Annotated in this window: 20 protein-coding genes, 1 pseudogene and 1 riboswitch; of the genes and pseudogenes, 11 read left to right on the plus strand and 10 right to left on the minus strand. The window is 73.2% G+C overall.

Annotated features, from left to right (window positions below; all coding sequences use genetic code 11):
* Positions 1-159: 159 nt before the first annotated feature.
* Positions 160-330, plus strand: a riboswitch (cyclic di-AMP (ydaO/yuaA leader).
* Positions 331-333: 3 nt separating this feature from the next.
* The 3 genes from V2W30_RS34280 to V2W30_RS34290 all read left to right on the plus strand — a co-directional run bounded on the left by V2W30_RS34280 (position 334) and on the right by V2W30_RS34290 (position 2,906).
* Positions 334-1,080, plus strand: a complete 747-nt coding sequence (locus V2W30_RS34280; protein WP_338702481.1) for a LysM peptidoglycan-binding domain-containing M23 family metallopeptidase — start codon at positions 334-336, stop codon at positions 1,078-1,080.
* A gap of 120 nt (positions 1,081-1,200) precedes the next feature.
* Positions 1,201-2,019, plus strand: a complete 819-nt coding sequence (locus V2W30_RS34285) for an SGNH/GDSL hydrolase family protein (protein WP_338702482.1) — start codon at positions 1,201-1,203, stop codon at positions 2,017-2,019.
* Between the two features lie 134 nt (positions 2,020-2,153).
* Positions 2,154-2,906, plus strand: coding sequence for an SIMPL domain-containing protein (locus V2W30_RS34290; RefSeq protein WP_338702483.1), 753 nt, complete (start codon positions 2,154-2,156; stop codon positions 2,904-2,906).
* A gap of 197 nt (positions 2,907-3,103) precedes the next feature.
* Here V2W30_RS34290 and V2W30_RS34295 read toward each other — a convergent pair whose 3' ends face one another.
* Positions 3,104-3,703 carry a TetR/AcrR family transcriptional regulator gene (locus V2W30_RS34295; protein WP_338702484.1) on the minus strand — a complete coding sequence of 200 codons (600 nt, stop codon included), beginning with the start codon at positions 3,701-3,703 and terminating at the stop codon, positions 3,104-3,106.
* A 226-nt stretch (positions 3,704-3,929) separates the two neighbouring features.
* Here V2W30_RS34295 and V2W30_RS34300 point away from each other — a divergent pair, with 226 nt between their 5' ends.
* Positions 3,930-5,546 (plus strand): APC family permease, encoded by a 1,617-nt coding sequence (locus V2W30_RS34300; protein ID WP_338702485.1) that lies wholly within the window; start codon positions 3,930-3,932, stop codon positions 5,544-5,546.
* Here the strand turns inward: V2W30_RS34300 and V2W30_RS34305 are convergent.
* The gene (locus tag V2W30_RS34305) at positions 5,515-5,940 is read right to left on the minus strand and encodes a hypothetical protein (RefSeq protein ID WP_338702486.1); all 426 of its coding nucleotides are present in this window, start codon (positions 5,938-5,940) and stop codon (positions 5,515-5,517) included. The genes V2W30_RS34300 and V2W30_RS34305 overlap by 32 nt on opposite strands.
* Before the next feature lie 133 nt (positions 5,941-6,073).
* On the opposite strand from V2W30_RS34305, the gene V2W30_RS34310 reads away from it, so the two are divergent.
* Positions 6,074-6,916, plus strand: coding sequence for a helix-turn-helix transcriptional regulator (locus V2W30_RS34310; protein ID WP_338702487.1), 843 nt, complete (start codon positions 6,074-6,076; stop codon positions 6,914-6,916).
* Here the strand turns inward: V2W30_RS34310 and V2W30_RS34315 are convergent.
* Genes V2W30_RS34315 through V2W30_RS34330 form a run of 4 tightly spaced genes read right to left on the minus strand, consistent with a single transcriptional unit; the run spans position 6,849 to position 12,839 of the window.
* Positions 6,849-8,906 carry an acetate--CoA ligase family protein gene (locus tag V2W30_RS34315; protein WP_338702488.1) on the minus strand — a complete coding sequence of 686 codons (2,058 nt, stop codon included), beginning with the start codon at positions 8,904-8,906 and terminating at the stop codon, positions 6,849-6,851. The genes V2W30_RS34310 and V2W30_RS34315 overlap by 68 nt on opposite strands.
* Positions 8,903-10,090, minus strand: coding sequence for a glutamate dehydrogenase (locus V2W30_RS34320; RefSeq protein ID WP_338702489.1), 1,188 nt, complete (start codon positions 10,088-10,090; stop codon positions 8,903-8,905). The genes V2W30_RS34315 and V2W30_RS34320 overlap by 4 nt, the downstream gene beginning before the upstream one ends.
* Positions 10,087-11,685, minus strand: coding sequence for a thiamine pyrophosphate-dependent enzyme (locus tag V2W30_RS34325; protein ID WP_338702490.1), 1,599 nt, complete (start codon positions 11,683-11,685; stop codon positions 10,087-10,089). The genes V2W30_RS34320 and V2W30_RS34325 overlap by 4 nt, the downstream gene beginning before the upstream one ends.
* Positions 11,682-12,839, minus strand: coding sequence for an acyl-CoA dehydrogenase family protein (locus V2W30_RS34330; protein WP_338702491.1), 1,158 nt, complete (start codon positions 12,837-12,839; stop codon positions 11,682-11,684). Before V2W30_RS34330 ends, V2W30_RS34325 begins: the two co-directional genes overlap by 4 nt.
* A 215-nt stretch (positions 12,840-13,054) precedes the next feature.
* On the opposite strand from V2W30_RS34330, the gene V2W30_RS34335 reads away from it, so the two are divergent.
* Complete coding sequence (locus tag V2W30_RS34335) at positions 13,055-14,290, plus strand: MBL fold metallo-hydrolase (RefSeq protein WP_338702492.1); 1,236 nt, start codon at positions 13,055-13,057, stop codon at positions 14,288-14,290.
* 914 nt (positions 14,291-15,204) lie between these two features.
* On the opposite strand, the gene V2W30_RS34340 is transcribed toward V2W30_RS34335, so the two are convergent.
* Positions 15,205-15,345 (minus strand): hypothetical protein, encoded by a 141-nt coding sequence (locus tag V2W30_RS34340; RefSeq protein ID WP_338702493.1) that lies wholly within the window; start codon positions 15,343-15,345, stop codon positions 15,205-15,207.
* 198 nt (positions 15,346-15,543) lie between these two features.
* Between V2W30_RS34340 and V2W30_RS34345 the strand changes: the two are divergent.
* From V2W30_RS34345 to V2W30_RS34365, 5 genes and pseudogenes are all read left to right on the plus strand, one after another.
* Positions 15,544-17,351: pseudogene (locus V2W30_RS34345) on the plus strand (sensor histidine kinase).
* 107 nt (positions 17,352-17,458) lie between these two features.
* Positions 17,459-17,893, plus strand: coding sequence for a roadblock/LC7 domain-containing protein (locus V2W30_RS34350; protein ID WP_338702494.1), 435 nt, complete (start codon positions 17,459-17,461; stop codon positions 17,891-17,893).
* 2 nt (positions 17,894-17,895) lie between these two features.
* A complete protein-coding gene (locus tag V2W30_RS34355) occupies positions 17,896-18,267 on the plus strand; it encodes a DUF742 domain-containing protein (protein ID WP_338702495.1) in 372 nt (123 codons plus the stop codon).
* Positions 18,245-18,844, plus strand: a complete 600-nt coding sequence (locus V2W30_RS34360) for a GTP-binding protein (protein WP_338702496.1) — start codon at positions 18,245-18,247, stop codon at positions 18,842-18,844. The genes V2W30_RS34355 and V2W30_RS34360 overlap by 23 nt, the downstream gene beginning before the upstream one ends.
* Positions 18,841-19,422 (plus strand): GAF domain-containing protein, encoded by a 582-nt coding sequence (locus V2W30_RS34365; RefSeq protein WP_338702497.1) that lies wholly within the window; start codon positions 18,841-18,843, stop codon positions 19,420-19,422. Before V2W30_RS34360 ends, V2W30_RS34365 begins: the two co-directional genes overlap by 4 nt.
* A 34-nt stretch (positions 19,423-19,456) precedes the next feature.
* Here V2W30_RS34365 and V2W30_RS34370 read toward each other — a convergent pair whose 3' ends face one another.
* Genes V2W30_RS34370 through V2W30_RS34380 form a run of 3 tightly spaced genes read right to left on the minus strand, consistent with a single transcriptional unit; the run spans position 19,457 to position 25,211 of the window.
* On the minus strand, positions 19,457-21,361 hold the full coding sequence (locus V2W30_RS34370; RefSeq protein WP_338702498.1) for a DUF2264 domain-containing protein: 1,905 nt from the start codon (positions 21,359-21,361) through the stop codon (positions 19,457-19,459).
* Between the two features lie 43 nt (positions 21,362-21,404).
* The gene (locus V2W30_RS34375; RefSeq protein WP_338702499.1) at positions 21,405-23,861 is read right to left on the minus strand and encodes a polysaccharide lyase 8 family protein; all 2,457 of its coding nucleotides are present in this window, start codon (positions 23,859-23,861) and stop codon (positions 21,405-21,407) included.
* 21 nt (positions 23,862-23,882) lie between these two features.
* Positions 23,883-25,211, minus strand: coding sequence for a M60 family metallopeptidase (locus V2W30_RS34380; RefSeq protein ID WP_338702500.1), 1,329 nt, complete (start codon positions 25,209-25,211; stop codon positions 23,883-23,885).
* Positions 25,212-25,237 lie beyond the last annotated feature (26 nt).

The following is a 25,237-nucleotide window of genomic DNA, read 5'->3' on the forward strand; positions in this document are numbered from 1 at the left end:
GCGTTGGCAAAGTGAAAAGGTCGCGGAGGGTGACACAGGAATCTCTCAGGCGATCAAGAAAGGGCCCGCGGAAGTGAATTCGGCGCTTGTCGCCGCCTTTCTCCCTGCCTTACGGTCACCACTCAATCCGGTCGGAACGCCTAGTCCTGCCGCCGCCCCGGATTCCGAACGACGACCCGTGACGGCAGGAGCGGGGGACCCACAGGCAGTACGCCGCCCAGGGAATTCCCCATGCGGCTCGGGGTGAAGTCGCGTCCGTGACCCGGGTGCGGCCGGACATCTCCCGTCCGAACCCGACAGCTCACCTCGCAGGCGACGGAGAGGAAAATCGGCATGCCCGCACAGGGAAAGCACCGCCGCCCGAAGTCCCACCGCGTCACCCGCGCCGCCGCTGTCGCCTCCGCCGGAGGTGCCGCGCTCGCCCTGCCGCTGATCGGCGCCACCGGCGCGCACGCCGCCACGGCCGAGGCGAAGACGTACACGGTCAAGGCCGGGGACACGCTCTCGAAGATCGCCGCGGCGCAGGACGTCGACGGCGGCTGGCAGCAGCTCTACCAGGCCAACAAGGCCGCCATCGGCTCCGACGCCGCGCTCATCAAGCCCGGCACGAAGCTCACCCTCGACGGCGCGGCCAAGGCCGCCACCACCGCGACGCAGGCGAGCGCCACCACCACGGCCGCCTACGTGAAGCCCGTCGACGCCTCCACCGGCACGCCGTACCACCAGACCGGCTCCATGTGGTCCAGCGGCTACCACACCGGCACCGACTTCACGGTCGCCACGGGCACCTCCATCAAGGCGATCGCCGCCGGTACCGTCGTCTCGGCGGGCTGGGACGGCAGCTACGGCAACGAGGTCGTCATCAAGCACGCCGACGGCCGCTACTCGCAGTACGCCCACATGTCCTCGGTCGGCGTCTCGGCCGGGCAGGCCGTCACCGCGGGCCGGCAGATCGGACTCTCCGGGGCGACCGGCAACGTCACCGGTCCGCACCTGCACTTCGAGATCCGTACGTCCCCGAACTACGGCTCCGACCTCGACCCGCTCGCCTACCTCCGCGAGCACGGTGTGAACGTCTGACGCGCGCGATCCACTCGGCCCACCGGGATATTCCCGGTGGGCCGAGTGGGCTATCTCACCACCCGTCAACCCCTGGCTACGGTCGCGTAGGTCACATCCCAGGGTGAAAGATGTGTGGTCGTGGCAAACGAATCGAGATCACTCAGCGGCGGCACGATTCGGTCCTACGCGGCGGTGGGGGACAGCTTCACCGAAGGCGTCGGGGACCCCGGGCCCGACGGGAGCTTCGTCGGGTGGGCGGATCGGCTCGCCGTCCTCCTGGACGACCGCGTCCCCGAGGACACCTTCCAGTACGCGAACCTCGCCGTGCGCGGCAAACTCATCGACCAGATCGTCGAGGACCAGCTCCCGCGGGCCGTCGAGCTCGCCCCGGACCTGGTGACCCTCGTCGCCGGCGGCAACGACATCATCCGTCCCGGCACCGACCCGGATGACGTGGCCGAACGCTTCGAGAAGGCCGTCGTCCGGCTCTCCGAGGCCGCGGGGACCGTCATGGTCGCCACCGGCTTCGACACCCGCGACGTGGCCGTGCTCAAGCATCTGCGCGGCAAGATCGCCACGTACAACATGCACGTCAGGGCCATCGCCGACCGGCACGGCTGCGCGATGCTCGACCTGTGGTCCCTGAAGTCCCTGCATGACCGCAGGGCCTGGGACGAGGACCGGCTCCACCTCTCGGCCGAGGGGCACACCCGGGTCGCCCTGCGCGCCGCGCAGGCGCTCGGCGTCGAGGTCCCGGCCGACCCGGAGCAGCCCTGGCCGCTGCTGCCGCCCCGCGGCACGTTCGAGGTGCGGCGCGACGACATCCACTGGGCCAGGGAGTTCCTCGTGCCGTGGATCGGGCGACGTTTGCGCGGCGAGTCCTCCGGTGACCGGGTGCAGGCCAAGGGGTTCATCGACCCGCACGCGATCAAGGCGCACCTGGAGTCGGCGTCCTGACCGCCACCCACGGACGGCCCCGCTGAGCCGGTGAGGTGACCGGGCGGAGTGGCGTGGCCGGGCGGGCCGGCGCGGGTGCTGGGATGTCGGCTGCCCGCCGTCCGGCCGGGCCCGACCGGGAAGGACCCCGTCCCATGCCTGTAAGCACCCGCCACTGCGCCGCGCTCGCCGCCGCCCTGCTCGCCGTCGGGCTGCCCGCGGTCCCCGCGGTCGCGGCCCAGCAGGCCCCGGCCGCCGTTACCGCGCCGGCCCCCAAGCCCACCACTCTGACCGTCACCGGCGAGGGCCGGGCCACTGCCGCACCCGACATGGCGACCGTCACGGCGGGCGTCGAGGTCTCCGGCACCACCACGCAGGAGGTGCTGGCCGCTCAGAGCCGCGCCGCGAACGCGCTGCTCGGCGCCGTGCGCGAGGCCGGTGTCGCCGACCGGGACGTACGTACCGAGAGCCTCACGCTGACCGCCGTGTACGCGAACGGGCCCGAGCCCGACGCGACCCCGAAACTGACCGGGTACCAGGCCTCCCAGACGTTCTCCGTGAAGGTCCGCGACCTGGCGCGCACCGGCGCCGTCATCCAGGCGATGGCGGACGCGGCGGGCGACGCGGTCCGGGTCGACGCGGTCGCCTTCGACGTCGCCGACCCCGGCGCCCTGCGCGCCGAGGCCCGCGCGGCCGCCCACGCCGACGCCCACGCGAAGGCCGTGCAGTACGCCGCGCTGACCGGGCGCAAGCTCGGTCGGCTGGTGTCGCTCGAAGAGAGCGCGAGCGGTCGGCCGCGCCCGGTCGCGGTCTCGGCGGTCGCCTTCGACGAGGCGGAGAAGGTTCCGGTGGCGCCGGGCGAGATCGAGGACGAGGTGAGCCTCACGGCGGTGTACGAGCTGCGGTGAGGCATGGGGTGAGCCTCACGGGGGCTGTGAGCCGCGGTGAGTGATGGGGCGGGCATCGCGGCGGTGTACGGGCTGCGGTGAGTGACGAGGCGAGTGTCGCGGCGCTGTGCGAGTGGCCGTGAGTCTTGGGGTAACGCGGGAGGTGTGCCTGAGCGTGCGCGGGGAGGCGCGTCCGAGCGTGTGGTGGAGGTGGCGGGCTACCGGCCCGCCGCCGTCAACTCCGCCCGTTCCAGGCCCAGTTCACGCGCCAGCGCCTCGTCCGCCCACTCCTGCGTGCGGGCCCGCGACACCGCGCCGTCGTACGCCGTCATCTGCACGGCGAGTCCGTCGAGCAGGGCTGTCAGGCGCAGCGCCGTCGCCGACGGGTCGGGGCAGCTGAACTCGCCCGCGGCGACGCCTTCCGCGATGACGTCCGCGAGCGCCGCCTTCCACCGCTTGTCGAGGTCGCGGGCGACCTCGCGCAGCGCGGGCTCGCGCAGGGACGCGGCCCAGCCCTCGATCCACAGCCGCCAGCCCTTGGCCTGCCCGGTCGGCGCGTACCAGCGCACCGCCGCCCGCAGTCGTTTGAGGGCCGACGTGCGACGCCCGAGCAGCTTGCGCAGATGCGCCAGGTCGCCCTCGGCGGCGTAGGTGAACGCGGCCGCGACGAGCTTCTCCTTCGTCGAGAAGTGGTACAGCACCAGCGCGTTGCTCACGCCGAGCGCCGATGCCACGTCGGCGATGCGCACGGCGGCGACACCGCGCGCCTCGATCTGTTCGATGGCGGCGCGCAGCAGCTCTTCGCGCCGCTCTGCCACGCTCAACCGGACTCTGGCCACGCGGTCACCCTAGTTGTTCCTGTCGGCGGACGGCAGCGGGGGAGGTCCGTACGCGGGCGCGGGCCGCGGCTTCGTGCACGACTCTTGACACCCTCCTGACGGGCACGCCACAGTCCCACTACTTTCCCTTACTGACTGGCCATTCAGTCAATAGGGGTCGGTCGTCCCCCCGTCGGAGCAGTCCTGTCGCCGCCAGGAGCACCTCGTGACCCAAGCGCCGCCCATTCCGCCGACCCAGCCCCCAGCGGGCGCCCCCGACCTCTCGGAAGGCTGGGGCGAACAGCGTTCCCGGCTGCGCAAGGACCTGCGCCGGCTCGATGTGCTGTTCTTCCTGATCTGCACGCTCGTCGGCCTCGACACCATCGGTTCGGTCGCGGCGCAGGGCCCGCAGGGGATCACCTGGATGGCGATCCTCGCCCTCGCGTTCTTCCTGCCGTACGGGCTGCTCGTCGCCGAACTCGGCTCCGCCTTCCCCGTGCAGGGCGGCCCGTACGTGTGGACGCGGCTCGCCTTCGGCCGGCTCGTCGCCGGTGTCAACCAGCTCCTCTACTGGATATCCAACCCGGTGTGGGTGGGCGGCAGCCTGTGCATCATCGCGCTCACCACCTGGGAGGAGTTCTTCACGCCGCTGCCCGGCCTCTGGAAGTACCTCGCCGGTCTCGTCTTCATCTGGGGCGGCGCGCTCGCGGTCGTCCAGTCCGTGCGCATCGGCAAGTGGGTGCCCATCGCCGGCGCCGTCGCACGGATCGTGCTGCTCGGCTTCTTCCTCGTCTCCGTCGTGGTCTTCGCCGCCGAACACGGTGTGCACACACTGCCCGCCGGCGAGTTCACCCCGACGTACGCCGGATTCGTGGCACTGGTCCCCGTCCTCATCTTCAACTACGTGGGCTTCGAACTGCCCAGCTCCGCCGCCGAGGAGATGAAGAACCCGCGCCGCGACATCCCCCTGTCGATCCTGCGCTCGGGACTCGCCGCCGTGCTGCTCTACGGAGGGCCCATCCTCGGCATCCTGTTCGTCCTGCCGAGCCAGGAGATCGGCAGCCTCGGCGGCTTCATCGACGCGTGCAAGGCCGTGTTCACGGTCTACGGAGGGTCGATCGCCGCCGACGGAACCGTCACGCTCACCGGACTCGGCTCCGTGTTCGGCGGGGTCGCCGCCGCGGGGCTCATCATCGGCCTGCTCACGTCCGGTGTCACCTGGGCGATGGGCGCCCACCGCGCGCAGGCCGTGGCGTGCGCGGACGGCGCGGGGCCCGCGTGGCTCGGCCGGATCTCCGAGAAGCACGGCACGCCGGTACGGGTCAACTTCCTGTCCGCCGTGCTCGGCACCGTCTTCTTCGTCGTCGCCCTGAACCTCACCGGGGGCAACGGCGAGAAGTACTTCGCGGCCGGCCTCGGCCTGACGATCTGCACCACCTTCATCTCGTACGTCATCACGTTCCCGAGCCTCGCCGTCCTGCGCCGCAAGTACCCAAACCAGCCGCGCCCGTACGCCGTGCCGGGCGGACGCGCCGGCGCCCGGATCGTCAGCCTGCTGGCCACCGGGTTCGTGGCGTTCACCGTGGTCGTGCTGGTCTGGCCGGGGTTCGGCGTCGGCTGGTTCGGCACGGCGGGCAGCGCAGCGGACTCGCTCCCCGCCTCGTTCGCCGGGGAGCGGCTCCAGTACACCCTCAGCCAGGTCCTGCCGCTGCTGCTGTTCATCGGGATCGGGTTGGCGTTCTACGCGTCAGGGGCGGGAGCCCGGCGGCGGGGCCGGGCCCGCGCCGAGGGCGCAACAGGCACGGCCGGCGTCACAGGGCCGGGAACTGATAGTCGCGGGTGATCCGGCCGTCCTCGTCGACGGTCACGAACTCCAGGCCGCCACCCGTCACTTCACCGGACGCCACGCGCACCGACTGCCAGCGGAACGTGACGACGTCCTCCAGGGCGGCCGCGGCGTCCGGCGCGGCACGGAAGGTGAACTCGCCGGACGCTACGAACTCCTCGTGGGCGCGCGCCACCCGGGCCGTCAGCTCGGTGTGGCCGCGCGCCACGAGCACCGCGTCGGCGAACCCGAGCCGGCCCGCCTCCGCACGCATCTCCTGCGGCGGCCGCAGGACATGGACCCCGTCCCGCGCCCACAGGTCCTCCACGGCCTTGCGGCGCAGGCCGGGGTCCGGCTCGTTCCAGACGGCGGCGTAGCGGTCGGCCAGATCCTGTGCGTCGATGTGCGCCATGGTGACTCCTAGGGTTGCCGGGGCGTCGAGGTGGTCGGCGATCGCCTGCGACGACTGTGCGGCGCGAGCGGGAATGACCTCAATTCCCGGCAGGGAATGGCCGATCGGCGGTTCCTCGGGTAGACACGGGCCCGTGACGACGGAGACGGCACGGGGCGGGGAACTGGGCGAGGCGCTGCGCGGATGGCGGACGCGCCGCAGGATCAGCCAGCTGGAACTCGCCGCACGCGCGGGCACCACGCAACGCCACGTGAGCTTCATCGAGAGCGGCCGTTCCACACCCGGCCGCACCATGGTCGTACGGCTCGCGGAGGCCATGAACGTGCCGCTGCGTGAGCGCAACGCGCTCCTCCTTGCCGCGGGGTACGCGCCCGCCTACAGGGAGACCGGTTTCGCCGATCCACACCTGGGTGCCGTCCGCAAGGCGCTGGAACGCGTCATGGAGGCGCATCACCCGTACCCGGCAGTGATCATCGACCGGGGCGCGGATCTCGTCACCGCGAACGGCGCCTTCCATGCGCTGATCGACGGCGTGGAAGCGTCTCTCCTGGAGGCGCCGGTGAACGTCGCGCGCGTGCTGCTGCACCCGCGCGGTCTCGCCCCGCGCATCGAGAACCTCGACGAATGGGCGTGGCACGTCGTCGACGCCCTGCGGGACGAGGCCGCGCGCAACCCTCACCGGCGTACGGCCCGGCTCCTCACGGAGCTGGAGGGGCTCGTGCCGGACCGGCCTCGGCGGGTCGGGCCCGAGCACCTCGGGTTCGCCGTGCCGCTGCGGCTGCGCTCCCGCGTCGGTGAGCTGCGTCTGCTGAGCACGCTCACGCACTTCGGGACGGCGGTCGACGTGACCCTCGCCGAGCTGCGGCTCGAAGCGTTCCTGCCGCTCGACGAGGAGACCGCCGACCGCCTCAGCGCGCTGGCACCCCGTGCGCGTCCAGGGCGATCGCCCCGCCCGGATGGACCAGCAGCGGATTGACCTCCAGGTCGGCCAGTTCGGGGTGGTCCGCCGCGGCCCGCGCCACGGCGCACACGGCGGCCGCGGCCGCCTCCAGATGAACGGGCGGGGCACCGCGCCAGCCCGTGAGCAGCGGGGCGTGCCGCAGTTCGAGGAGCAGGGCACGCGCGCGTGCCGGGGTGAGCGGGGCGAGGGCCAGCGCCGTGTCGGCGTGCAGCTCGGCCGTGACACCGCCCGCGCCGACCATGACGACCGGGCCGAACGAGGCGTCCCGCCGCACGCCGACGATGAGCTCGCGCGCGTACGGGGGTGCGACCATCGCCTCGACCGCGTAGCGCCGCACGCCCGTGGCCTCCCGCATGCGGGCGAAGGCCGTGCGCAGGGCCGCCTCGTCGGCGATGCCGAGGGCGACTCCGCCGGCCTCCGTCTTGTGCGCGAGCCCCATCGCCTTGAGCACCAACGGGTAGCCCGTCCGGTGCGCGGCCTCGACGGCCGCGTCCGCGTCCGTCACGAACTCGGCCACGGGGAAGGCGAGACCGTAGGAGGCGAGCAGGTCACGCACGCGCTCGTAGCCGCCGTCCTCAAGGGCGTACGCCGCCGGAGACGTGCTCTGCGGATCCGGGAGGCAGGGTGCCGTGCCGGCCAGGCGCGCGGCACCCGCGAGGGCGGTCGCCGCCTGCTCGATGCGCTCGTAGACGGGGACGCCACGCTCCCTGAGGACGGTCAGCGCCGGGGTGTCACGGGCCATCGTGTGGACGACGAGCGGTCGGCCCGCGGCGACGGAGGCGTCGGCGAGCGCGTGCGCGACGGCGCACTCCGTGTCGCTCTGCGCCGGATTGGCGGTCGCGTAGTCGCCGAAGTAGCCGGTGAGGACGACCGCGTCGGCGTCGCCGCCGTGCAGCAGACCGCCCGCCACGCGCGCGTAGTTCGCGAGATCGGCCTCGCCCGCCCCGGCCAGGTCGACCGGGTTGGCCGCTCCCGCGCCGGGCGGCAGATGGCCGGACACGGCGGCCACGGTGTCCGCGGACAGCGGGGGCACATCGAGGCCATGCGCCGTGCACACGTCGGCGGCGAGGGCGCCCTGGCCGCCGCTGTCGCCGATGACGGCGACGCGCCGACCCGGCGTGCGCGCCCGCCGGATGCCGGCCGCCATCAAGTACACGGCGGTGTCCACCAGCTCACCGGCCGAGTCGAGGAGCAGCGCGCCCGCGTCGCGGCACACCGCGGCGACCGTGGCGTGCGGGCTGACGAGCGCGCCGGTGTGCGACGCCGCGGCACGGCCCGACGCCGCGCTGCGGCCCACGCTCAGCAGCAGCACCGGCTTCCCAGCGGCGTGAGCTGCCGCCAGGACCCCCGCCAGGCGGCGGCCGTCCCGGAAGTCCTCCACGTACGCGGCGATCGCCCGCGTGGGCTCGTGCGCGATCAGCGACGCGAGGGCGTCGGCGGCGTCGATGTCGCGCTGGTTGCCGAGGGAGACGAACCGCGAGAAACCCTCACCGGCGCGCGCGAGATGCCTGCCGATCTCCAGGGCGAGATTGCCGCTCTGCGAGACCAGGCCGAGACCACCCCGCGGGAAGTCGCCCCAGCTGAGCCGCAGCTGACTGGTCGTGTCGACGACGCCCATGCAGTTCGGGCCGAGGAGCCGCGCGCCGTTCGAGGTGGCCAGCTCCGCCAGGGCCCGCTCCTCGGCGGCGCCCGCACCGCCCGACGTGATGACCGTGAAGCAGCGCGCCCCCGCCGTGATCCCCTCGGCGACGACGGAACGCACCTGCCGGGGCGGCACCGCGACCACCACGTGTTCCGGCGCGGTCGGCACGGCCGCCAGGTCCGGCAGGAAAGGCTCGCCCTCCAGCTGGCCGCCCCTGCGGTTGACCAGGTGGACGGCGCGCCGGGCGCGGCCGCTCAGGGCGCCGGTGGCCAGCCAGTAGCCCCACTTCTCGGGGTTGTCGGAAGCGCCCACCACCGCGACCGAGGCGGGATCGAAGAGCGTGTCCAGGGTGCTCGTGGTCACCTGTACCACCCGAAACGTTCCGCGATGACGGGCAGCCGGTCGGCGACGATGGCGTGCGCGGCGGCCCGCGGCGTCGTCCCGTCGGCCTCCGCGCGGGCCAGCATCTGGTCGATCAGCGCCCGCATGGAACGCCGCGTGTAGGCGAACGCCTCGTCCGCGTCGGCGCCGATGTCGCCGAACAGGGTCCACCACCACCAGGCGTTCGTACCGGAGTTGACGACCACGTCCGGCAGGACCGTGATGCCGCGCCGCGCGAGGAGCTCCTCCGCCTCCGCGACGACCGGCATGTTGGCCGCCTCCACGATCCAGCGGGCCGTGATCCGGTCCTCGTTGGAGGCGTCGATCGCGTACGAGACCGCGGCCGGTACGAGCACGTCGGCGTCGGCCGACAGCCAGGCGTCGCCCGGCAGTTCACGGTCCTCGGGGCGCAGCGCGGCGCGCTCCACCGTGCCGTACGCGTCGCGGGCGGCGAGCAGCGCCTCCACGTCGAGCCCGTCGGCGTTCGCGATCGTGCCCTTCAAGTCGGCGACCGCGACGACCTTCAGGCCCGCGCGGGCGAGGAAGCGGGCCGTGGCACCGCCCATGGTGCCGAGGCCCTGGAGCGCGACACGGGTGCCCTCGTGGGCGATGCCCGCGCGGTCGAGCGCGGCGAGCACCGACTCGGCGACACCGCAGCCGCCGACGAGTTCGTCGAGGCCGATCCCGTCGACGTCGAGCGCGAACGCGTCGGCGAGCCGCGCGCGGGCGGCCTGCTCGTCGTCGAGCAGCGGGTAGACCGCCTGGATGGACGAGACGAGACCCGCCTCGGCGGCCGCCTTGTCGACCAGGTCCTGGGTGAGGCCGAGATCCTCGCCCGTCGTCCAGAAGGACTCGATGTACGGGCGCATGGCGCGCAGGTAGCGCACGAGGACGCCGTACGCCTCAGGGGAGCGCGGGTCGCAGTCGATGCCGCCCTTGGCACCGCCGAGGGGGATGTAGCGCCCTTCGGGGTTGTAATGCAGGGCCTCCTTCATCGTCATGCCCCGCGCGAGTCCGGCGACCTCCTCGACGGTGCAGCCGGGACGCATGCGCAGGCCACCGCTGGAGACGCCGCGGACCAGGCGGTCGACCACCAGATGGCCGGTGCGGCCGGTGACATGGTCGGTCCAGGTGAGCTGGAACAGCGGGGCCGTGGGGGTGGTCATGCGGTCTCCTCGGGGACGGTGATCAGAGTGGGGCCCGCGGTGGTGAGGGCACGGGCCAGGAGGGTCGCCAGCTCGTCGGGGGAGTGGGCGACGGCGCCGTGGCCCCCGTAGGCGCGGGCGAGCGCGGGCAGGTCCACGCGCGCGTGGTCGACGGCCACGGGGGTGTCGCCGCGGGCCGCCATCTCGTCGCGGATCTCCCCGTAGCCCGCGTTGTCGAACACGACGACGGGGAGCGGCAGTCGCAGCTCGGCGGCCGTGGCCAGCTCTTGGACGGTGAACTGGAGGCCACCGTCGCCGCTCAGCGCCACGACCTGCCGGTCCGGGTGGGCGGCCTTGGCACCGATCGCGGCGGGCAGGGCGTAACCGAGGGTGCCGAAGCCGGTCGGGTGCAGATAGCGGGCCCGCGGGCCGAGGAGGAGGTGCGGCAGGGCGCCGTAGTAGCAGCACTGGGCGCTGTCGGAGGTGACGATCGCGTCCGGGGCGAGTGTCGCGCCGATCACCTCCAGGTACGGGACCCATGCGGCGTCCCGCACGCGGGTCTCGTCGTCACGCGTGGCGCGCAGCGTCGCCGCCTCTTCGTGGATGAGGTCAGGGGCGCCACCACCGACGACCTTCAGGGCGTCCAGCGTGGCGGCCGCGTCACCTACCAGCGCGACGTCCGCCGGAATGCCCGCATACATCTGCGCCGGATCGAGATCGACGCGGATCAACTTCCCTTGGAGAGGCGGCAGATCGGCCCACAGGTCCGACTCCGCGAGCTCCGTGCCGACGGCCAGGACCACGTCCCGGTCGGCCAGCCACCGGTGGACCGCCGGGCTGTGCAGGGACACACCCAGCGACAGCGGATGGCGCTCGTCCACCACCGCCTTGCCGTTCGCCGTGGTCACCACCGGCGCGCCCCACTGCTCGGCCAGCGCCAGGCACACGGGGCCCGCACCGCGCGCGCCGCCGCCGAGGACCAGGGCCGGACGCTCGGCACGCGCCATCAGGTCGGCCGCCGCCGCGAGCGCCCGCGCGTCGGGCACGGCCGGGGCGGTGGGCGGGGCCAGCCGTACCGGGCCCGCCGGTTCCGCCGCCTCCAGGAGGTCGAGCGGCACTTCTATGTGCACCGGACGCGGCCGCTCCGTACGGAACAGAGTGAAGGCACGCGCCACCGCCGCCCCGATCTCCTCCACGGAGGAGACCCGGTGGCTGAACGCGGCCACGTTGCGCAGCGCCTCGCTCTGACTGCGCGTCTCGTGCAGCAGGCCCGTCGACTGGCGCGGGTGGCGCAGCGGCATGCCGGGCGAGATCACCAGCAGTGGCACGCTGTCGGAGTACGCCTGGCCGACGGCGGCCGTGATGTTCAGCAGGGCCGGGCCCGTCGTGGTGATCGCGACGCCCGCGGTGCCCGTCACGCGCGCGTGGGCGTCCGCCGCGTACCCCGCGCCCTGTTCGTGGCGCGGGGCCACGTGCGCGATGCCGTACGCCGTCAGATGGCGGTAGATCTCCAGGTTGTGGGTGCCGGGGATGCCGAAGGCGCGGGTCACGCCGTGCGCGGCGAGGGCGCGTACGACGGCCTCGCCGCCGGTCAGCCGCACCGGCTCGGCCGTCACAGCGACCTCGAGATGACCAGGCGCATGATGTCGGAGGTGCCCTCCTCGATCTCCTCCAACTTGGCGTCCCGCATCCACTGTTCGACCGGGAACTCGCGTGAGTAGCCCCAGCCGCCCAGCGTCTGCACCGCCGCCCAGGTACAGAAGGCGGCCGTCTCCGACGCCGTGAGCTTCGCCATGGCCGCTTCGGCGGTGGCGTCCAGGCCCGCGTCCAGACGGCGGGCCGCGCGCCACGTCATGAGCCGGGACTGCTCGATCCGGGTGCGCATGTCCGCGAGGCGGAAGGCGACCGCCTGGTGCTCGATGATCGGCTTGCCGAACTGCACGCGCGTGCGCGCGTAGTCGCGTGCGTACTCGTAGGCGGCGCGGGCCACGCCGGTGGCCGCCGCGCCCAGCACCGCGCGGGAGATGTCGAAGGTGCGCATCAGACCGGCGAAGCCCTGGCCCTCGTCGCCGAGCCGGTTCTCCTCGGGGACGAACGCGTCGGAGAAGAACATCTCGCGGCACACGATGGCGCGCTGGCCCATCTTGCGCATCGGCTCACCGAAGGTGAGCCCCTCGGTCTCCTTCGGCAACAAGAAGGCGCTCACTCCGTGCGAGCGCCGCGTCGGATCGGTCTTGGCGAACACCACGTACTGGCCGGCCTCGCCCGCGTTCGAGATCCACGCCTTCTGGCCGTTCAGCAGATAGCCGCCGGCCGTGCGGATCGCCGCCGTCGTGATGGAGGCGGCGTCCGAGCCGGCGCCCGGCTCGGTGGTCGCGAGCGAGGTCATGGGGGAGTCGGGGCCGGTCAGCGGGGTCAGCCAGGCGCGCTTCTGCTCCTCGGAGCCGAGCGCGAGCACCGGGTCGGCGAAGAAGCCGTTGGAGCAGAGCAGGTTGCCGATGCCCAGGTCGCCGACGCACAGCTCCTCCTGGACGAGCACCTGTGTGAAGACGTCGGTGAAGCCTCCGCCCCCGTACTCCTGCGGAAGCATGAACCCCGTGATGCCGACCTTGGCGGCCTTGTGCCACAGGTCCCAGGGCGTCTCGATGTCCGCCTCGTCGACGGCACGCGCGCGCGGGCGTATCTCGTCGGCGGCGAACGACCGCGCGAGCTCCACGACGGCGCGCTGCTCGGGGGTGAGCGGGACCAGCTCGGTGGGGAGTTCCGACATGGTGCCTCCAAGTGGCTTTACTGAATCGTCGGTCAGTATCCGGACCCTTGGAGAGCCCTGTCAATGGAGCGGCTACTGAATGATGGATCAGTTCAGGGCGGGCGGGGCGCGCGGTGCCCCGGAGCCGCGCGGCCGGTGCCCCGCGAGGGCGGGCGGCGCGTTGTCGGTGGGGCCGCCCATAATGGAAATCCCTGATCGATCAAACGGGAGGCGCCGTGTCACGTTCCCTGAGTTCCGGACTGCGTTCGTTGCAGCCCGCCGCCTTCGGCGCCGAGTCGACGGGCGCCCGCCTGGAGCGCATTCACAAGTCGCCGAACTTCTCGGACGGCGCCTTCCAGAACCCGCAGGCGGCGAAGATCCGGCCGGACGGCTCCATGGTCGACTTCGCGAAGGTCTTCTTCCGCAAGGAGGAGCGCGCCCTGCGCGCCCCCGTGGGCACCGTCCCGGTGCACGCCACGACCCTCGCCGACCTGTCGAAGCCCTCCGTCGACGGGCTCCGGATCACCTGGATGGGGCACTCCAGCGTGCTCGCCGAGATCGACGGCGTGCGGGTGCTCTTCGACCCGGTGTGGGGCGAGCGGTGCTCCCCCTTCTCCTTCGCGGGCCCCAAGCGGCTGCACCCCGCGCCGCTGCCGCTCGCCGCGCTCGGCCCCGTCGACGTGGTCGTCATCTCCCACGACCACTACGACCACCTGGACATGCCCACGATCAAGGAGCTGGCCGGCACGGACACCCTGTTCGCCGTGCCGCTCGGCGTCGGCGCCCACCTGGAGCACTGGGGTGTCCCGGCCGACCGGCTGCGCGAGCTCGACTGGCACGAGTCGGCCGAGGTCGGGGGAGTGACCCTCACGGCGACGCCCGCCCGCCACTTCTGCGGCCGCGGCATGCGCAACCCACAGCACACCCTGTGGGCGTCGTGGGTCGTGGCGGGGCCCGAGCACCGGATCTACCACAGCGGTGACACCGGCTACTTCCCGGGCTTCAAAGACATCGGCGCCGAGCACGGCCCGTTCGACCTGACCATGATCCAGATCGGCGCGTACTCCAACCACTGGCGGGACGGCCACACCGGGCGCACCCCGCTGCCCGGCGCGTGGCCCGACATCCACATGACGCCCGCCGAAGGTGTGCGGGCCCACCTCGACCTCCAGGGTGGCACGCCGCACGGCGTCCTGATGCCGATCCACTGGGGCACCTTCAACCTGTCGCTCCACCCCTGGGCCGAGCCGGGCGAGTGGACGGCGGACGCGGCGCGGGAAGCGGAGCAGGTGCTCGCCGTCCCGCGCCCCGGAGAGCCCTTCGAACCGGCCGGGCGAATCCCGACGGATCGGTGGTGGCGAGCGGTGTCCGCGCCCCTCGCGCATCCCTGGCGTCCGCGCGAGGGCGACGAGAAGGGGGCTCTGGCGGCGAAGCCGGTCGAGGGCGAGCTGGATCTGGCGGGGGATCGCTGACGGGCTGGGGGCAGGTGTGGGGCTGCGAGCTGGTGGCGACGGGTGGGTGGGTCCGGCCGGTGGATGGGTCCGTTCGGTGGGTGGGTCCGCCCGGTGTGTGGGCCCGTCGGTGATCGCGGTCTCCGGTTCTGAGCCATCCCGGGTTCCGAGTGATCTCGGACCCGGAGCGATCCCGTACCCGGGGCGGCCTTGAGCCGCGAGAGATCCCGGGTCCGGGGGTGGCCCCGGGCCACGAGAGATCCCGGGTCCGGGGGTGGCCCCGGGCCGCGAGAGATCCCGGGCCCGGAGATGCCCTGGGCCGCGAGAGATCCCCGGCCCAGGGCCGCGACTGATCTGGGGCTCGGACGGCATCCGGACGTGAAGGCGCCCTTGGGCCGTACTTCGCGGTGCCGCTGACGCCTAGGTCGTCCCGGAGACGGACCGGCCGGGAGGCGCGGAGACGCTGCCCCGATGGCGGCGCTGCTGCGCAGGCCCAACGCCGCGCAGGCCCGGCCCGCCGCCACCAGGCCCGGCGCCCGCCGCCCCGTGCCCGGCCGCGCGCCCAGCCGTCCCTGCGCTCCTCCACAAGGACCCTGCCGTCCGCCCGCCGGTCCGGCTCCTCCACGATCCGCGCCCAGCGATCCCGGGCCGGCCGCGCCCTGGTACCCGTACATCGATGGCCGATGGCCGATGGCCGATGGCCGATGGCCGGTGGTTGATAGCCGGTGTGCAGCCGGCTCCTCGCCGTCCCCAGCCCGCACTCCGCCAGGATCGAAAGCCGCCGCCGTGCCCCCTCCGGCGAACACAGGCCGGCGCCGCTGTCCCCTCCCGCTCCGTAGTCCCGTACCCTCCGCGTCCTCCTCGCCACCGGCGGCCCGCACGACGCGAGCGGCGTCTCGCGCGACGTGAACGGCGCGGGCGGGGGCTCGTCCCCGTCACCCCGCGCCGTCACCGTGCGCCGTCCTCCAGAAGCCGGCGAGCAGCGGCGCGTCCGGGCGGTCGAGCATGCGGTCGAATCCGGTCCTCGTGGAGCCGACCGTACGAGAGGCTGCCGTCGCCCCCGCCTGGGCGAACACCTGTCCGTAGGGGTAATCGGACTGGCGTTTGGCGGCTCATACCAGAGCAGGACGTCGGCCGCCGGAGTTTGGCAACTGCCCACCGCACATGAGGCGTTGACGACTACCGTGAGTGCCCGCCGTGCGACGCCCGGTCGCGTCGGCTGCCGTCGTGACCCGCCGACCGACGCCCCGAGAGAACCGAGGACGAGGACCCGTATGTCTCAGCTTCGCCAGCCGGCCGCCCGCGCAGAGCGCCGCGAAGGCGGTCGGCACGGCAGGCCGGCCGGGCGGGCCGCCGCGCCGCACCCGGCCGAGACCCACATACGCCCTCAGTTGCTGCGTGTCGCCGTGCTGCCACCGCTCGCGGTGGCCCTCAGCGCCTGCGCGGCCGTGCTGTTCGTCATCCGCTCCACGGGCGTCCGCCCGAGCCCCGCGCTGTGGGCCGTCCTCGCCGGGGCCTGTCTCGTCACGGCCGCGGCCATCGTGATCGCCGCCGTGGCCGCGGACCGCGCGGCCACGACCGTGCACGACCGGGTCGTCGGGCTGCGCCGCACCAGCGCCCGCGGTCAGGCCGAGCTCCGCGGACTCGTCGAGAAGTTGCGCAAGGGCGAAGGGCCGCCGCCGCGCCGGCCGCACGCCCCGGCGGCGTCGGGCTCCGACGACTTCGACAAACTCGCCGCCGACCTCGCGCGCTCCCACGACGTCGCCGTCACCGCCGTCGTCCAGGCCACGCAGCTCTCCAGCCAGGCGGGCAGCCAGCAGAAGGTCGAGGTCTTCGTGAACCTCGCGCGGCGCCTCCAGTCCTTGGTGCACCGCGAGATCTCCATCCTGGACGACCTGGAGAACGAGGTGGAGGATCCCGACCTCCTCAAGGGCCTCTTCCATGTCGACCACCTCGCCACCCGCATCCGCCGGCACGCCGAGAACCTCGCGGTGCTCGGCGGCGCTGTCTCCCGCCGCCAGTGGAGTCACCCCGTCTCCATGACCGAGGTGATGCGCTCCGCCATCGCCGAGGTCGAGCAGTACTCGCGGGTCAAGCTCGTGCCGCCGATCGACGGCACGCTGCGCGGGCACGCCGTCGCCGACTGCATCCACCTCCTCGCCGAACTCGTCGAGAACGCCACGGTGTTCTCCGCCCCGCACACCCAGGTACTGCTCCGCGCCAACGTGGTGACCGCCGGAGTCGCCGTCGAGGTCGAGGACCGCGGCCTCGGTATGCCGGTCACCGAGCAGAACAAGATGAACGCGCTGCTGGCCGACCCCGACCAGGTCAACGTCGCGAGCCTGCTCCAGGACGGGCGCATCGGCCTGTTCGTGGTCTCGCAGCTCGCGCGGCGGCACGGCATCACCGTACGACTTCAGACCAACATCTACGGAGGCGTACAGGCCGTTCTCGTCCTGCCGCAGGCACTGCTCGGCACCGACCGGGACGACGGCGTCGAGCGGACCCCGCACGTACGCCGGGCCGCGGCCGCCGCGACCGCCGACAGCGTGCTCGGCCCGCAGGCCGCCGCCGCGAACGGGCGGAGCGCGGCCGCGGTCCCCGTGGCGGTGCCACCAGAGGCCCCGACGCCGCTCGCACGCCCTGTCCGGGCCACGCCGCACGCCGGGGTGACCGCCGTGCCCCGGCCGCCGCGCCCCGAAGCCCCGCCCGGCGTGACACCCCTGCCGCAGCGCACCACCGGCGATCCGCGGCCCACCCCCGCCGACGCCCTGCCCGGCATCCGCCCCGAGGACCGGCAGGCCGCGCAGGAGCACACGGTGGCGCCGCCGACCCCGCTCGGCGGCCCGGTCCGCGGCACCATGGGCCGGCCCCAACTGCCCCGGCGCAGAGCACAGGAGCACCTCGCCCCCAGCTGCGCGGCGGCCCCGCGCAGCGCCCCGACGACGACCCTCCGGTCGGTCACGACCCCGGACTGATGGCGGCGTTCCAGCGCGGCATCACCCTCGCCGAGGCGGCCGAGCCGCGCGAGCTGTCGCGCGAGGCACCGCCCCGTGACGACGCGGGTGGGAGCAGCGCATGACCACCGCCGCGACGGCCCCGCACCGCGGGGCGATACCCGCCGGTCCCCTCTCCGCCCCCCACCCGACCAGCACCACCCCCAGCTGTCCGACAAGGAGTCGATCCCCCATGGCGAGCGATGTGCCGACGGGTCATGTGTCCGATCTCGACTGGCTGATGAGCGGCCTCGTCCAGCGCGTTCCCCACACCAACAGCGCCGTGCTCCTCTCCTCCGACGGCCTCGTCAAGTCCGTGCACGGACTCGACGCCGACAGCGCCGACCACATGGCGGCCCTCGCGTCGGGCCTGTACTCGCTCGGCCGTAGCGCCGGAGTCCGGTTCGGCGACGGCGGCGACGTACGGCAGGTGGTGGTGGAGCTGGACTCCACCCTGCTGTTCGTGTCCACCGCGGGCTCCGGCACCTGCCTCGCCGTGCTGGCCGGCCGGGAGGCCGACGCCGCCGTGCTCGGCTACGAGATGGCCATGCTCGTCAAGAGTGTGCGTCCCTACCTGGTGACGGCGCCGCGGCAGCCCGCGGCCGAGCCCTCGGCGATGAGGAATTGAGGGTGGCGGCCCCGCAGGACGGGCCGTGGCTCGACGGCGCGGCCGGCCGCCTCGTTCGCCCCTACACGGTCAGCAACGGGCGCACCCGGCCGAGCATGTCGATGGATCTGCTGTCCCTGGTCATGGCCACGGGGGCGACCCCCCTCGGCTATCTGGGACCCGAACACAGCCAGGCGCTCGACCTGTGTGCCCAGCCGACATCGGTCGCGGAGATCGCCGGCCACCTCAAGCTCCCCGCAGTCGTCACCAAGGTCCTTCTCTCGGACCTCGTCGACTGCGGGGCGATCACCACCAAGCCCCCCACGTTCCACGAAAACCCCACTGACCGGTCCCTACTGGAGGCAGTGCTCGATGGACTACGACGACAGCTCTGAGCTGTTCCCCACTGCGCTGAAGATCTTGGTGGCGGGCGGGTTCGGCGTCGGGAAGACGACCTTTGTCGGGGCGGTCAGCGAGATCGCACCGCTCAGCACGGAAGAGCTGCTCACCACTGTCAGCGCGGCGACCGACGATCTCGAGGGCATCGAGAACAAGGTCGAGACGACGGTCGCGATGGACTTCGGCCGGATCACACTGGACCCGGAGCATGTGCTGTACCTGTTCGGCACCCCCGGGCAGGAACGCTTCTGGTTCATGTGGGACGAGCTCTCCGAAGGCGCCCTGGGAGCGGTCATCCTGGCCGACACCCGGCGTCTGGAGGACTGCTTCGCCGCCGTCGACTTCTTCGAGGAGCGCGGCATGGGCTTCATCGTGGCGGTCAACGAGTTCGACGGGGCGTACCGCTACGAACCGGAGGAGGTGCGCGCCGCCATCGACCTCGACCCGCAGGTTCCGGTGGTCCGCTGCGACGCGCGCATCTCCAGCTCCGGAATCCAGACCCTGCTCACCCTGGTCCGGCACCTGCTCGCGCACGCCGCGCCCGCGGAGCCCAGCTTCGGAGCCCACACGTGACATACGACGCGGCCGGGCGTCTGCTGCTCACCCCGGTCGACAAGGAAGGTCCGGAACGGGCACAGCGGCTGTTCCGGCTCGGCCTCGGCCGGCGCCCCGAGCCGGCCTTCGACCTGTTCGCGGACCGGCTCGCGGGCGTGACCGGCGCGCCGTACGCGATGGTCAACTTCATCGACGAGAACCGGCAGTTCTTCGCCGGACTGCACACGCCCGACGGCGACCACCGGGGCGGCGCGCTCGGCGCGGTCGCGGCCCGGTCGGCCGACGGCTCCGCGAGCCGCTACTTGACGCGCGATCACGGATACTGCCCTCATGTAGTCGTGCGCCGCAAAGCGCTCGTCCTTGAAGACATGTGCGACTACCCGCGGTTCGCGGGCAACCCTGTGGTCGACGAGATCGGCATCCGCTCCTATCTGGGCGCCCCGCTGATCGACGACCGTACGGGGCTCGCGCTCGGCACCGTATGCGTGGTCGACACCGCACCGCGGCCCTGGGGGCGGGCCGGACTCGCCACCATCAAGGCGATGGCGGGCGAAGTGATGGACATGATCCGGGTACGGGGCGACACCCTGCTGTGACGGATCCGCCACTGTGCCTGACGGGGCGCGGGAGCTACACGGTCACCGTCTCGCCCTCCGGGAAGGTGATCCTGACCTCCCCCGACGCCTCCACCGTGCAGGCGATCGACTCCCGCAGCGCCCGGGGATGCACGACGTCACGGGTCAGAGCCACCAGCGTGACGTGAACGCTCGCGCCGCCCGCGGGCCGCGCGGCGCGGAGGTACGGGGTGGCCGAATGCGGTCCGTGGGCGTTGGCCTCGACCTCACGGGCGACGCCGGTCTCCTCGGCCCAGCCGTACAGGGCCACCACCGCGCTCGTCAGCCCCGACTCCGTGCGCGTCAGGGCCCAGCCAGGCCCCCGCTCGGCGTGCGGCCGGGCGGTGTCGGCGACCGCGTGGCCGCCCTCGCGTACGGTCACACCCGCCGGGGCCTGCACGCGGTGCACCCGTACCTCCCACGGCCCGTGCAGCACGCTCGTCGAGACGATCGGGAACTCCTCGTCACTGCCCGGGAGTTGAGCGTCGTGACGGGAAGAGGCGCGACGTCCCTCGCAGGTGAGCGGGTGGATGCGGAGCCGACGCGACGGGGTGCCGTCGGCGGCGAGCAGCGCGACGTGATTGTCGACCGTGCGCGCCCAGGCGTGCGGCGCGGACTCGGGGGCGGTCGCCGTGGAGTAGGCGAGTTTGGCGTAGTGCGGGTCGTCCTCGGCCGGGCCCTGCGGCGGGTTGTGGTCGCTGCCGTGGTTGATCAGCCGCACGATGCCGTCGTGCGGGGTGCCGTGCAGCAGCCAGCCCGGAGCGGGCAGCGCCGTGTACTGCTCGGACTCCTCGACGGGCAGCGGGAGTTCGCGCTCCGTCCACACCGGGTGATCGGCGGGCAGCAGCAGCCCCAGAAAGCCCTTGCTCGCCCAGTACGGTGACGCGGGCCCCGAGTACGGCTGGGTCGCGGGCAGGAACGTGTCGTACCAGCCCAGCGGCAGCAGCCCCCGCTCGTCCGGCACCCCGCGCTCCACGAAGTGCCGGGCCGCGCCGGACGCGAGGCGCCGGGTCAGACCGGGCGCGAGCGGCGTGCAGTCGGCGAGGGCGCCCAGCCACACGGGTGCCGTCGCCGCGAACCGGTACGTCAGCGACCGCCCCTGGTGCACCGAGGCTCCGTCCCCGCCGAAGAACTGCGGATACGTGGTGAGGAACCGGCCGAGCCGCTCGCGGTACACCTTCGTGCGGCCCGAGTCGGGGTCCTCGCCGGCGATCCGGGACCACAGCAGCGGATACAGGTGCAGGGCCCAGCCGATGTAGTAGTCGAAGTTGCGGCCGTCGCCGTCGGTGTACCAGCCGTCGCCGACGTACCAGTCCTCGATCCGGTCCAGTCCGCCGTCGATGTCGCTCTGGCTGTACGGGGCGCCGACGGACGCCAGGAACTGCTCCGACACCACCTGGAAGAGGCGCCAGTTGTTGTCCCAGGTGCGCCCGCCGACGAACCCGGAGAGCCAGTCGACGACCCGCTCCCGCACCCGGGCGTCCAGCCGGTCCCAGATCCAGGGGCGCGTCTCGTGCAGGGCGACGGCGATCGAGGCGGCCTCCACCATCTGCTGCGAGCAGTCGGTGAGTTCGGGCCAGGCCTCACCGCTGTCACGGTCCGTGCCCGTTGTCAGACCCTCCGTATACCTTTCGATCAGGTGGGAGACGACGGTCGAGCCGGGATCGTCGCTCCCGCCCGCGCCCGCGATCCGGAAGGAGGCCAGCAGAAATGTCCGAGCGAACCCTTCGAGCCCGTCCGAGACGACCCCGGACCAACTGGCCCGCCCCGGCAGCCGGTACTGCGCGAACCCCGGGGTCGCGTACGGGACGAGCGCGTCCAACTGCCGGTCGGCCAGGGCCTCCCAGTGCGCCCGCGTCCAGCCCGTCCGGGGGGAGCGGACACGGTCGGTGGGCGGCAGGGAGAAGTACGGGGCGGGCATGGCGGTTCGTCGGCTCCTCGGTTCGGGCCTGTCGGGCGGCGGATCAGGCGAGTTCGGCAGCGTGCGTATGGCCGCGCGAGCCCGCGACGCGGACGGTGAGCACCGGGCGGCGACCCGGCGCGACCTCGACCGTGTCGTCGGCGCGCACCACCTGGCGCACGGGGAAGGGGAGGCGGACCGTGGCCGTCGTCGCGGTGCGGCCCGGATCGGCGACCGCCACCGAGATCCCGTCGTCGCGGCGGCGCACCAGGACGGTGCAGGGACCGTCCGCGCGCAGCCCGCCGACCGCGCCCGCTGCCCAGAAGTGCGCGGCGAGCAGCCCGAGCCGGGGCGACTCGACCGCCTGGACGGTGGCGTCGTTGGCGACGATGCGCACCGGCCGGGACCGGGACCAGGCGCCCGTCGTCGCGGCAGTGGCGCCCGGTAGCAGGACGTAGGCGTAGGAAGCGGATGTGGGGGAGGGGCCGTGGTCGAACCAGAGAGTGGCGTAGCGGCGGGTGACCGGGGTGGTGCTGCCGCCCGTGTCGGCGCCGGTGTTGAGGGCGCGCCAGGTACCGGTGCGTTCCTCGCGGAGCGCGTGGAGCGGACCGCCGGTGGGGAAGACGTAGCCGCCCGTGCCGTCCAGGTGGGCCCAGGAGGCGTCGGTCAGGGGCGCCGACCAGCCCTGTCGCGCGGGCTGCGGGTGCCCGTCGACGATGAGCCGCGGAGCGCCCTCGGCGTGCAGGTTCCGGTTCTCCACGATCGTCTCGACGGTGCGGCCGTCGCTCGCCGTGATGCCGGCGCCGAGCGCGACGACCGCGTTGTCCACGAAGAACCACGCCTTCTTGGCGCGCAGCGTCGACCCGTCGGCGATCAGTTCCATCGCCGCCGCGCCGTACCGGGCGTCGAGGACGGCGCCGCCCGCGACCGTGTTCTTCGGCCGCAGGGTGCTCGTCCCGCCGCCGGTCCCGAGATCGGCCCGCGCGCGCGTGTCGACCGTCGTCCCCGGCAGGCGGTACGGATCGACGGTCGGCCAGAAGCCGTCCCCGAAGGCGTCGAGGTCGTCGCCGTCGTACAGGTACGTCATACCGTCGCCGGTGTACCAGCCGTGCAGGTTCTCGCCGTTGCCCGCCTCGTACGCGGCGATGCGCTTCGAGGACAGCGACAGGGCGCAGGCCCAGCCGGGCCTTCGATGCGCGACCCGGTCCATGTCGGCGAGGACGAAGTGCCCGGTGAGCCGCTCGGCGGGCCGCACCGCCGGATCGTCGAGGACCGCCTTGGCGCGGGCGAGCGCGGGGATCCCGACGAGCGTCGCGTACGGCGTCTCCCGGTTCCGCAGGATCCAGCCCTTGGCGGCAGCGCGCCAGCGGTCCGCGTACGACGGGGGTGCTCCGTCGGCGAGCTGGAGGACGTACGAGACGGTGACGGCGCCGTCGGTGTGGTCGCGGGCCCGCTCGCGGGAGATCGCCCGGCCGCGCACCGCGTCCATCATGAGGCCGTCGAGGACGACCGGCGCGAAGGTCCGGTCGACGGCGTCGTAGAGCACGGAGACGGCCGGGTCGGTGACCGCGTGCGCGGACCCGGCGAGCAGCGCGATCAGCTGCCCCGCGCTGCCCAGCAGGACACTCCCGTACGTGCCCGTGTAGGCGACGGAGTCGTGCTGGACGAACGAGCCGTCCGGGTAGAACCCGTCACCCGAGGTGGCGTACCGGAACAGGCTGTTGCGGCCCTGGTCGCGGACGTCGGAGAGACCGTCGCGGGCCAGCGCGAGCACCCCGGCGTCCCGGGCGAGCAGGCCGCGCAGCGCGACGATGACGGCCTTGTCGGCGCGGTTGGCGCCGGTCTCGGCGAGCGTGGGGGAGTTGGTGCGCCGGTCCGGGTTCGGGACGAACCGGGCGACCGTCCTCAGGTACGCGTCGAGGTCCTCGGCCGGAAGCGCGGCGCGCAGCAGGACACAGGTGTCCATCAGCGCCCGGGGCGCGCCTATCTCCCAGAACCACCAGTTCCCGGACTCGGACCGGGCCGGGTTGTAGCCGGTGGTGTGCAGGAGGCGCAGCGCGTCGAGCAGCCCGGCGAGCACGGTGGCGTCGCCGGTCAGCGACGTGCCGGGGGTGGCCCATGCCGTGGCGAGGGTGCGCAGCCGCTGGTAGCTCTGGCCGAACATGGCGGGGTCGGAGGCGGGGGACAGGTCCGCCCAGAGCGCCTTGCTCCCGGTCGCCACGTCGATCTGTCGCCACCAGGCCGCGGCCTGCGTGTCCAGTGCCGCCAGCGCGGCGGCGAAGTCGGCGTCGTCCGGATCGAAGGCGCCGCCGGTGAGCTGCCGCGCGGCCCGCGCGAGCAGCGGCTCGTAGGGATCGTCGGCGGCGACGGCCTGCGGGTCGTCTGCCGCGGCGGCGCTGCCCGCGAGGGAGCAGGGGAGTACCACCGCGGCGGCCCCCGCTCCGGCCAGCGAGAGGGTCTGACGTCGGCTGAGGTCCGCGCTCGGTCCGCTGAGCCGTGTGATCGGTCGTCTGAGGTCCATGGTCGGTCGTCGCCCTCCCGGTCAGTCGCTCAGGGTGGCCGGGTCGACGTCCGGCTTCGGCAGATGGAGTGCGGCCAGTTCGGCGCGGCCCTGCGCGTCGATGGGGAAGGCCCAGGTGGTGACGAAGAAGTCCGTGAGGTCGCGCTCGGCGACGCGGCTGGCGTACGTGGCCAGGGCCCGGTAGCGCTTGTCGGTCTCGGTGGAGGACGACTGCGGGTTCTCCTCGCGCACCAGCCGGTGCATCCGAGGCCAGAAGTCGTCCCCGAACGCGAGCTCCAACTGCCGCAGCGGCACGAGCTTCTCGTACGCGCCGAACGACTTCTCGTACGTGAGTCCCGCCGTGCCGAACTTGGCCCGTGCGGACTGGAAGTAGTTCAGCCCGGTCGCCGGCGTGACGGTCAGCAGGTTCGACGGCTGGCCCAGGGCGCGCTGCACCGCCAGCGAGTAGATGTTCACCGTGACCTCGGTGAGGCCGCCCGGCTTGTACGCGAACTGCTGATGCAGATGGCCCAGTTCGTGGTACAGCCCCCAGCCCCGGGTCGTCAGGCCGGTCACCGTGGTGGCCCGGTCGAGGTAGGCGCGAGGGAAGCCGTTGTAGCCGTGGGTGGCGTACGCGCCGACGCCGGACGGCACGACCGACACCTCGGTGAAGTGGTAGCCGCCCGCCTTGGGCCGGTGCACCGGCTTGGACGCGTCGAGCCCGCTGATGTCGGACTCGGCGTCGATGATCCGCTCCAGGAGCCGCAGCAGCGCCGCGTGGTCCTCGTCGCGGTGGAGCAGCGCGCCGTCCCGGCTGAGCGTCACGATGGACCGGGGACCGTGCAGTTCGACGACCGGCACGTCGGTGTACGTGTCCAACTGACCCTGGTAGTCGGCCTCTTGGGTGGATCCCAGGGTGAAGACGGGCATCGGGACGGAGCCGCTCCTGAGCTTGACCGCCGCCCGCTCCCCGTCGCCCGTGAGCGAGAAGTAGACGGGGCCGCCGTGCGGGTCGGTGACCGTGTTCGCGCCCGCCTTGAGCTGATAACTGCGGGGCGCGGTGATCGTGCCGTAGTAGTCCCACTGCCCGATCCAGAGCGTCGGCACCACGTCGTCGTACGGCAGCACGTCAAGGCGGAGCGCGGTGCCCGGCGCGACGTACCGGCCCGTGGCCTGGAACTCGGAGGCGCGCAGGGCCTGTCCGAGGCGCAGGCGCTCGGCCTCCGCGGACGGGCGGGCTCTGAGCGGGACGGTCACGGCGTCGGCGGCGTACGCGGCCGGACCCGAGCCGAGGCCGACGGCGAGGGCGGCACCGGTGGCCGCTGCGGTGGTGAGGACGGTACGGCGGGACGGGGCTTCGGGGATACGCATGCGGAGTCGTCTCCTTGCGGTCGTCC

This window comes from Streptomyces sp. Q6 (assembly GCF_036967205.1).
Taxonomy (GTDB): Bacteria; Actinomycetota; Actinomycetes; order Streptomycetales; family Streptomycetaceae; genus Streptomyces; species Streptomyces citrinus.

Coding starts and splice junctions, on each gene's coding strand:
- V2W30_RS34370 (WP_338702498.1), bottom strand. CDS start 21,361: ATGCCCGCCCCGTACTTCTCCCTGCCGCCCACCGACCGTGTCCGCTCC.
- V2W30_RS34380 (WP_338702500.1), bottom strand. CDS start 25,211: ATGCGTATCCCCGAAGCCCCGTCCCGCCGTACCGTCCTCACCACCGCA.
- V2W30_RS34360 (WP_338702496.1), top strand. CDS start 18,245: ATGGACTACGACGACAGCTCTGAGCTGTTCCCCACTGCGCTGAAGATC.
- V2W30_RS34280 (WP_338702481.1), top strand. CDS start 334: ATGCCCGCACAGGGAAAGCACCGCCGCCCGAAGTCCCACCGCGTCACC.
- V2W30_RS34375 (WP_338702499.1), bottom strand. CDS start 23,861: ATGGACCTCAGACGACCGATCACACGGCTCAGCGGACCGAGCGCGGAC.
- V2W30_RS34320 (WP_338702489.1), bottom strand. CDS start 10,090: ATGACCACCCCCACGGCCCCGCTGTTCCAGCTCACCTGGACCGACCAT.
- V2W30_RS34305 (WP_338702486.1), bottom strand. CDS start 5,940: ATGGCGCACATCGACGCACAGGATCTGGCCGACCGCTACGCCGCCGTC.
- V2W30_RS34330 (WP_338702491.1), bottom strand. CDS start 12,839: ATGTCGGAACTCCCCACCGAGCTGGTCCCGCTCACCCCCGAGCAGCGC.
- V2W30_RS34290 (WP_338702483.1), top strand. CDS start 2,154: ATGCCTGTAAGCACCCGCCACTGCGCCGCGCTCGCCGCCGCCCTGCTC.
- V2W30_RS34350 (WP_338702494.1), top strand. CDS start 17,459: ATGGCGAGCGATGTGCCGACGGGTCATGTGTCCGATCTCGACTGGCTG.